Origin of the sequence: Streptomyces sp. NPDC059861, assembly GCF_042731435.1 — a bacterium.
In the GTDB taxonomy this organism is placed as follows: domain Bacteria; phylum Actinomycetota; class Actinomycetes; order Streptomycetales; family Streptomycetaceae; genus Streptomyces.
In genome coordinates, this window is the sequence record NZ_JBHWJQ010000050.1 from 41,682 (window position 1) to 49,037 (window position 7,356).

Annotated in this window: 6 protein-coding genes; 2 read left to right on the plus strand and 4 right to left on the minus strand. The window is 70.9% G+C overall.

From position 1 onward, the window contains the following. The first annotated feature begins 60 nt into the window (after positions 1 to 60). Positions 61 to 1,722: a hypothetical protein gene (locus ACFV6X_RS31950; RefSeq protein ID WP_385389587.1), complete on the plus strand. Its 1,662-nt coding sequence runs from the start codon at positions 61 to 63 to the stop codon at positions 1,720 to 1,722. Between the two features lie 73 nt (positions 1,723 to 1,795). On the opposite strand, the gene ACFV6X_RS31955 is transcribed toward ACFV6X_RS31950, so the two are convergent. The 4 genes from ACFV6X_RS31955 to ACFV6X_RS31970 all read right to left on the minus strand — a co-directional run bounded on the left by ACFV6X_RS31955 (position 1,796) and on the right by ACFV6X_RS31970 (position 6,338). Further along, positions 1,796 to 2,356 carry an HIT family protein gene (locus tag ACFV6X_RS31955; RefSeq protein WP_385389589.1) on the minus strand — a complete coding sequence of 187 codons (561 nt, stop codon included), beginning with the start codon at positions 2,354 to 2,356 and terminating at the stop codon, positions 1,796 to 1,798. A gap of 140 nt (positions 2,357 to 2,496) precedes the next feature. After that, entirely contained in the window at positions 2,497 to 4,473 is a 1,977-nt protein-coding gene (gene thrS, locus ACFV6X_RS31960; protein ID WP_385389591.1) for a threonine--tRNA ligase, read from the minus strand. Between the two features lie 90 nt (positions 4,474 to 4,563). After that, positions 4,564 to 5,775: a hypothetical protein gene (locus ACFV6X_RS31965; RefSeq protein WP_385389592.1), complete on the minus strand. Its 1,212-nt coding sequence runs from the start codon at positions 5,773 to 5,775 to the stop codon at positions 4,564 to 4,566. After that, complete coding sequence (locus ACFV6X_RS31970) at positions 5,772 to 6,338, minus strand: DUF4365 domain-containing protein (protein WP_385389593.1); 567 nt, start codon at positions 6,336 to 6,338, stop codon at positions 5,772 to 5,774. Before ACFV6X_RS31970 ends, ACFV6X_RS31965 begins: the two co-directional genes overlap by 4 nt. Before the next feature lie 187 nt (positions 6,339 to 6,525). Here ACFV6X_RS31970 and ACFV6X_RS31975 point away from each other — a divergent pair, with 187 nt between their 5' ends. Further along, the gene (locus ACFV6X_RS31975; protein ID WP_385389594.1) at positions 6,526 to 7,317 is read left to right on the plus strand and encodes a 3'-5' exonuclease; all 792 of its coding nucleotides are present in this window, start codon (positions 6,526 to 6,528) and stop codon (positions 7,315 to 7,317) included. The last annotated feature ends 39 nt before the right edge of the window (positions 7,318 to 7,356 follow it).

Sequence of the window (7,356 nt, forward strand, 5' to 3'; positions counted from 1 at the left end):
TGCGGAGCACGGAAGTCGGGAAGGCCGCAGGAGCGACAGTGGCGGCGATCGGGGGCGGGAATGACCGTTGACAGCGGTTACGCGGACATCTTCGGGCCGCAGGTGCCGCGCACGGGCGACGAGGGGCAGACGGCGACGTACGCGCTGGCCTCGGCGGCGTACCGGGACAACGAGGTCGAGGAGATACTCAAGGCCAACAACGAATGGCACGAGTCGAAGGTCAAGCCCGGCCGGAAGTGGGCGAAGATCTTCCGGCCCAACCTCGGCGAGGCCTTCTCCCGGGCGGTGGTCGACCGCATGCTCGGCTCCGGCCGGGAACCGCTGATCCAGTCGTTCGGCGCGGAGCCGCAGGTCGTCGTCGAGCACTGCCTCGCGGCCAACCGCATCCGCCGGGAGCGCGACAACCTGCTCGCGATCGTCATGGTCGTGTGCGGGCTGCTCTTCCTGCCCGGGCTGCTGGTCTGGCTGATGGTGTTCACGATCCGCACCACCATCGCCCGGCGTGAGGACAAGCGGGGCTCGACGCTCGCGACCACGCTGCTCGTCGCGGTCGGGGCGCTGGCCGTGATCTTCCTGGTCCAGATGCCGTTCACCGGCTTCTGGGCCTGGTACGCGCGCGCGGCGGTGGTCATGCCGGTGATCGGCTGGTTCTGGGCCAAGCAGATCTGCGAGCGCACCGCGAAGGACCTGCGGGAGCGCTGGGACAGCCTGCTGTCGGGCAGCAGCGTCGGCGCGAAGGTGCCCGAGGCGGTGCCGAGCAGCCCCGGCGAGACCGCCGCCGAGCAGCTGCGCCAGTCCCTCGCCCGGCTCGGCGCCGAGCAGCAGTCCAACTCCGTCTTCTACGCCGGGCCCAAGGGCATACTCGGCATGGGCACCCGCTGGGGCAGCTGGCAGCTCGCGGAGGACCTCTCACCGGCCGATCCCGACCGGGAGATCCATCCTTTCCGCAGCTGGGACGTGGTGCGGTCCATCCACGACCAGCTGCGCATGCTGGAACGCGGCCCGCTGAACACGGGCGGCTTCCCCAAGCCGTCGATACGGCACTGGGTCGTCACGCCGATCGGCGAGAACGCGACGGCGGTGTCCCGTCCGGGGGGCACGGACGTGGAGGCCTACCAGGTCAAGTCGCACGCCATACAGGACATCTGCAACAAGCAGCAGTTCGGCAGCGGGGACCGGCACTACCTGGGCGTGCAGTGGACGCTCTGGGACGGGCAGCTGGTCATCACCATGCTGATCACCGTGACCGTCCTCTTCGAGACGCTGCGCATCGAGGTCACCGGCCACGCCCTGGGCCCCGTGCACCCGCTCTTCACCTCCAAGCCGGCGGCGAAGGAGAAGTCGGTGCAGAAGTCCGTGAAGCGCTGGGAGACGCGGACGGTGAAGCTCCCGCTGGTCGACGCCGACGAGGTGGTACGGGTGGCTGCCCGGGCGCCGCTGACCTGGTATCCGCCGCTGCTGAACTGGCTCGGCGGCTCGCTGGCCCTGCCCGAGCCGTTCGGCCTGCGGCACGCCTGGGCCGCGAAGCCCTGGCGGCACCGGTTCATGGCCGACGACGCGCTGCGCGCCGCCACGCCGGTGCTCCGCGTGGTCCACTCGGCGGCGATCCGGGTGCTTCAGGAGAACGGCGTGGACACCGAGAAGTTCGGCAACCGCTCGGCGTTCCTGAGCACGGCGGTGCAGGACCCGTCGCCCCGGAAGGCCGACCTGTACGACGCGTAGGCGGCCCGGTGGCGGGACGGATGCCTCGGAGGGATGCCCCGCAGGGGCGCCGTCTCCCCGCCGGCCGGCGCTCTCACGCCGTGGGCCAGGCCTCCGCCAGCATCTTCCGCGTGTCGGCCAGCAGCTGCGGCAGCACCCGCGTGTGCCCCACCACGGGCATGAAGTTGGTGTCTCCGCCCCAGCGCGGCACGATGTGCTGGTGCAGATGCGCGGCGATGCCCGCGCCGGCGACCCCGCCCTGGTTCATGCCGATGTTGAAGCCCTGGGCGCCCGACGCCGTGCGCAGCGCCGTCATCGCCTGCTTGGTCAGCTCGGCCAGCTCGGTCGTCTCGGGCTCGGTGAGGTCCGTGTAGTCGGCGACGTGGCGGTACGGCACCACCATGAGGTGGCCGCCGTTGTACGGGTACAGGTTCAGCACCGCGTACACCTGCGCCCCACGCCGGACGACCAGCCCGTCCTCGTCGGATTTCGCCGGGATCGAGCAGAAGGGACAGCCGTCGTCGGCCCCGGGACCGGTGGGCTTGTTCTCACCCTGGATGTAGGCCATCCGGTGGGGCGTCCACAGGCGCTGGAACGCGTCCTGCGTCCCCACTCCGATCTGCTGCTCCGGCTCACTCGTCATGCAAGGCAGCATATTGCTTCGGCGATTCGCGGCGTGTCGCCGGGGCTCTGCGAGACCCCGCCGAGCCCAGGCAGGGCCGACGGACATGGCCGACGAAAGGCCCCCGGGAGCCGAACAGCGTCCCGGGGGCCCCTGGCGTGCGTCGGAGTGCGTCAGACCTGCGTCCGCTCCTCGACGACCTTCGCGATCTTGGCGATGGCCTCGTCGACGGGGATGCCGTTCTCCTGGGAGCCGTCGCGGTAGCGGAAGGAGACGGCGCCGTTGGCCATGTCCTCGTCGCCCGCGATGACCATGAACGGCACCTTCTGCTTCTGGGCGTTCCGGATCTTCTTCTGCATACGGTCGGACGAGGAGTCCACCTCGACCCGCAGCCCCTGCTTCTTCGCCGTCGCGGCGAACTTCTCCAGGTACTCGACGTGCGCGTCGCCGATCGGGATGCCGATCGCCTGGACGGGCGCGAGCCACGCCGGGAAGGCGCCCGCGTAGTGCTCCAGGAGCACCGCGAAGAACCGCTCGATGGAGCCGAACAGCGCGCGGTGGATCATGACCGGCCGCTGCTTGGAGCCGTCCGCGGCGGTGTACTCCAGGTCGAACCGCTCGGGCAGGTTGAAGTCGAGCTGGATGGTCGACATCTGCCAGGTGCGCCCGATGGCGTCCTTGGTCTGCACGGAGATCTTCGGTCCGTAGAAGGCGGCGCCACCCGGGTCCGGGACCAGCGGCAGGCCCTGCTTCTCGGCGACCTCGCGCAGCGTCTCGGTCGCCTCCTCCCATGCCTCGTCCGAGCCGACGAACTTCTCCGGGTCCTTGGTGGACAGCTCCAGGTAGAAGTCGGTCAGGCCGTAGTCGCGCAGCAGGCCGAGGACGAAGGTGAGCGTCTTGTCCAGCTCCTCGGACATCTGCTCACGGGTGCAGTAGATGTGCGCGTCGTCCTGCGTGAAGCCACGCGCGCGGGTGAGGCCGTGCACGACGCCGGACTTCTCGTACCGGTACACGGTGCCGAACTCGAAGAGCCGCAGCGGCAGTTCACGGTACGACCGGCCGCGCGCGTCGAAGACCAGGTTGTGCATCGGGCAGTTCATGGGCTTGAGGTAGTAGTCCACGCCCTCGTCGAGCTGCATGGGCGGGTACATGCCGTCGGCGTACCAGTCCAGGTGACCCGAGGTCTCGAAGAGCTTCCCCTTCGTCGCGTGCGGGGTGTAGACGAACTCGTAGCCCTCCTCCTCGTGGCGGCGCCGCGAGTAGTCCTCCATCACCCGGCGGATGATGCCGCCCCTGGGGTGGAAGACGGCGAGGCCGGAGCCGATCTGCTCCGGGATGGAGAACAGGTCGAGCTCGCTGCCCAGCTTGCGGTGGTCGCGCTTCTCGGCCTCGGCGAGGAACTCCAGGTACGCCTTCAGCTCGTCCTTGGACGGCCAGGCGGTGCCGTAGATGCGCTGGAGCATGGGGTTCTTCTCGCTGCCGCGCCAGTAGGCGGCCGCGTTGCGCATCAGCTTGAACGCGGGGATCAGGCGAGTGGACGGCAGGTGCGGACCACGGCAGAGGTCCTTCCAGCACAGCTCGCCGGTCTTGGCGTCCAGGTTGTCGTAGATCGTCAGCTCACCGGCGCCGACCTCGACGTCCGCGCCGTCGTCGTGCGAGGCGGAGCCCTTGAGGCCGATCAGCTCCAGCTTGTACGGCTCGCCGGCCAGTTCCTCGCGGGCCTCGTCGTCGGTGACGACGCGGCGGGAGAAGCGCTGGCCGCGCTTCTGGATCTCCTGCATCTTCTTCTCGATGGCCTTGAGGTCATCGGGATGGAAGGGCTTCTCGACGTCGAAGTCGTAGTAGAAGCCGTCCTTGACCGGCGGGCCGATGCCCAGCTTGGCCTCGGGGAAGAGCTCCTGCACGGCCTGCGCCATGACGTGCGCGGTCGAGTGACGCAGGATGCCCAGGCCGTCCTCGGAGGAGATCTCGACGCCCTCGACCTCGTCCCCGTCGGCGAGTGCGTAGGTCAGGTCCCGCAGCTCACCGCCCACCCGCGCGGCGATGATCGAGCGCTCGCCGGCGAAGAGGTCGGCGGCCGTGGTGCCCGTCGTCACCGTGCGCTCTTCCCGCTCGGAATCGCGTTGGATGATCACACGGACGTCTGACACCGGTCTCTCCTGACTGAAGGTGGATGCGGCGCCGTACCGAGAGCGCGCGCAATAAGGGATCGTACCGACCCCGGACCACCCCAGGCGAAATCAGTCCCCGCCGCAGGCCTCCTCGAAGAAGTCGAGGTTTTCCTGCAACGACTTCAGCAGCTGGTCCCGTTCCACCTCGTCCACCTGCACCGGTACGACCCCGGAGGCGCCCGTCAGCCTGCGGAAGCCGCCGCGGCTCTCCAGCCGCCCGTGCACCCGCACCGGCAGCCCGACGAGGTGGGCCTGCCCGGCGATGCGGTAGTCCTCCTCGTCAAGGGTGAGCCGGACGTGCGGTATCTCGGCGCCGGCCAGCACCCGCAACCGTACGGTGCCCTCGCCGCGCCGCTCCGACCTGCGCATCCGGACCACCTCGCCGGTGATCCGCACCGGCACGGACGGCTCCTCGCGCAGAAAGCGGGCCCCGGCCTCGCGCAGCACGGGAAGGTCGCCCGGCGAGAACTCGACGGCCTCGCCGCGCCCGGACCCGCCCTCGGGCGGTCCGGCGCCGGGCGCCCACTCGACGGCGACGCGGGCGCCCTCCGTGCCCCGCACCAGGGCGACCAGGGCCTCGGTCAGCTCGCGGCTCACACCGGCTTCCACGGCCCCGTCGAAGGCGTCCATGCCGCCGGTGGCGCGCTGGTAGTCGATGGCCTCGCGGACGGCGTAGAGGGCCTGGTGGAGGCGGACGGCGAGCGGCCGGGCCGGGTCGACGGGGACGAAGGCGGTGAGGCCGCCGCCGCCCGTCGCGGCGCCGACCAGGACGCTCTCCAGCATCACGGCGGCGGAGCGCTTGTGCCGGGCGCCGTAGTAGCCCGCACGCGCGCGGGTGGCGAGCGCCCCGGCGAGCAGCGTCTGCCGGGCGGCGGAGCGCAGCTGCTCCTCGACGGTCCAGGACGCGGCACCCGCGGGTCCACTCGGTACGTCACGCCACCAGCGGATCTCGTCGCTGGGCACGCTCAGCCCGACGAGCACCTCGCGCGCGGACGGCATGGCGCTGCGGGAGAGGGCCAGGAGCGCCTCGGCGAGCAGGTCGTCGCTGTCGGGGAAGGCCCGGCTCTCCGGCACGAGCAGGCTGGTGCCCCCCGCGCCTGGCCCGGGCGGCGTCCAGCGGCCGTAGCGTCCGGCGGCGCCGCCGCGGCGCTGCCAGCCGTGCCGGTGCAGCAGCGCGCCGAGCACGGCGGGGTCGACCTGGCCGGGCTCGGGCGGCTGCTCCCAGGGCTCGGGGTGGGGCCGTACGGCCCTCAGGGGCTCGTCGAGCGGGCGGTGCGTCATGGTCTGCCTCCCGTCCCGACCCGCGTCATGATCTCGCACAGCACCCGGTCGTCGAAGATGCGTGAGGTCGGTATGCGGACGTTGGTCCGGTGCCGGCCGGTGACGGGGTGGCCGGCGAGGTTGACCCAGTAGCAGCAGTGCCTGAGGTCGAGCCGGTCGTGGCTGGCGCGCAGCCAGTCGTCCTGCGAGCGCGGGACGAGCATCACGACGAGGATCTTGTGCACCGAGACCGGGGTGCGGGCGAGTTTCGCCAGGTGGTCGTTGTCGAGCGTGAAGGAGAAGAAACGGCCGGGCGGCTTGGGCGCGATCTGGTACGTGGCCTTGAGTTGCACCTTGATGGTGACCTCGTCGTCGATCGTGTGCCCGGGCGCGCTGTGACTGACGTGCCAGTCGATGCCGTTGTCCGGAAAGGGCTGGGACAGGGAGCAGCCGGCGGCGGCCGCGACAGCGTGCAGATAACCCACCTGCAACGTCTCCATGCAGGCGGTGGTGGCGAGTGAACCGCGATGGGGGCCCGTGCGTTCGGGCAGCAGCCCGCCCCGCTCGGGCTGCGCTATCGCCATGGCCGGCAGCCTTCCAAGCAAGTGAATTTCCCCGCGTCGGGCCGCAGGCACGGAACGTGCCGCTGAACTGCGCGGACCCGTACTTCTGTTGTCTCCCCCCGGCGTACGGCGCAAACAGCCCGGGTATCACCAAACGGGCAGAAGACGGTGCGTCAGCTGCCGTGGGTGAACGAGGAGTTGTGTACGTATGACGTGCTGGTACGAGGGCCCCCTGGCGGCATTCGACACGGAGACAACAGGCGTGGACGTCGAGACCGACCGCATCGTGTCGGCCGCCCTCGTCGTCCAGGACGCCCCTGGCACGCGCCCCCGGGTGCACCACTGGCTGGTGAACCCGGGCGTGCCCGTGCCCGTCGAGGCGACGGCGGTGCACGGGCTGACGGAGGAGCATCTGACGCGCAACGGCCGCTGGCCTGCGCCGGTGATGCACGAGATAGCCACCGAGCTGGCCGAACAGGCGAGCACCGGGCGGCCGTTGGTGGTGATGAACGCACCGTTCGACCTGACGCTCCTGGATCGCGAGCTGCGCCGGCATCGCGCTTCGTCGCTGGGGCGCTGGTTCGAGTCGGTGCCCCTGCTGGTGCTCGACCCCCGGGTCCTGGACAAGCATCTGGACCGCTACCGCAAGGGCCGTCGCACGCTCACCGACCTGTGCGAGCACTACGGCGTCCCGCTGGACGGCGCGCACGACGCGGCGGCGGACGCGATGGCCTCGCTGGACGTCGTGCGGGCCATCGGGCGCCGTTTCGCGTCCCGGCTGGAACGCCTGTCCCCCGCCGAGTTGCACACCTTGCAGGCGGTGTGGCACGCGGCACAGGCGCGGGGACTGCAGGCGTGGTTCGCGCGCAGCGGCAACGAGGAGGCCGTGGACCCGGCGTGGCCCCTGCGTCCGGGGCTCGCGGCGGGGGGGGGGGGGGGCCCCCGGCCGAGGAAAAGGGGGGGGGCCCCCCGGCGGGCGGCGGTTACGGGGGGGGGGTGAGGGGGGGGGACACATGAAAGATAGGGGGGGGAGGAACGG

What these genes read in the sequence shown, in the direction of transcription:
- ACFV6X_RS31955 (WP_385389589.1), bottom strand. Translation starts at nt 2,356, where the DNA reads ATGCTGCCTTGCATGACGAGTGAGCCGGAGCAGCAGATCGGAGTGGGG.
- ACFV6X_RS31975 (WP_385389594.1), top strand. Translation starts at nt 6,526, where the DNA reads ATGACGTGCTGGTACGAGGGCCCCCTGGCGGCATTCGACACGGAGACA.
- ACFV6X_RS31970 (WP_385389593.1), bottom strand. Translation starts at nt 6,338, where the DNA reads ATGGCGATAGCGCAGCCCGAGCGGGGCGGGCTGCTGCCCGAACGCACG.
- ACFV6X_RS31965 (WP_385389592.1), bottom strand. Translation starts at nt 5,775, where the DNA reads ATGACGCACCGCCCGCTCGACGAGCCCCTGAGGGCCGTACGGCCCCAC.
- ACFV6X_RS31950 (WP_385389587.1), top strand. Translation starts at nt 61, where the DNA reads ATGACCGTTGACAGCGGTTACGCGGACATCTTCGGGCCGCAGGTGCCG.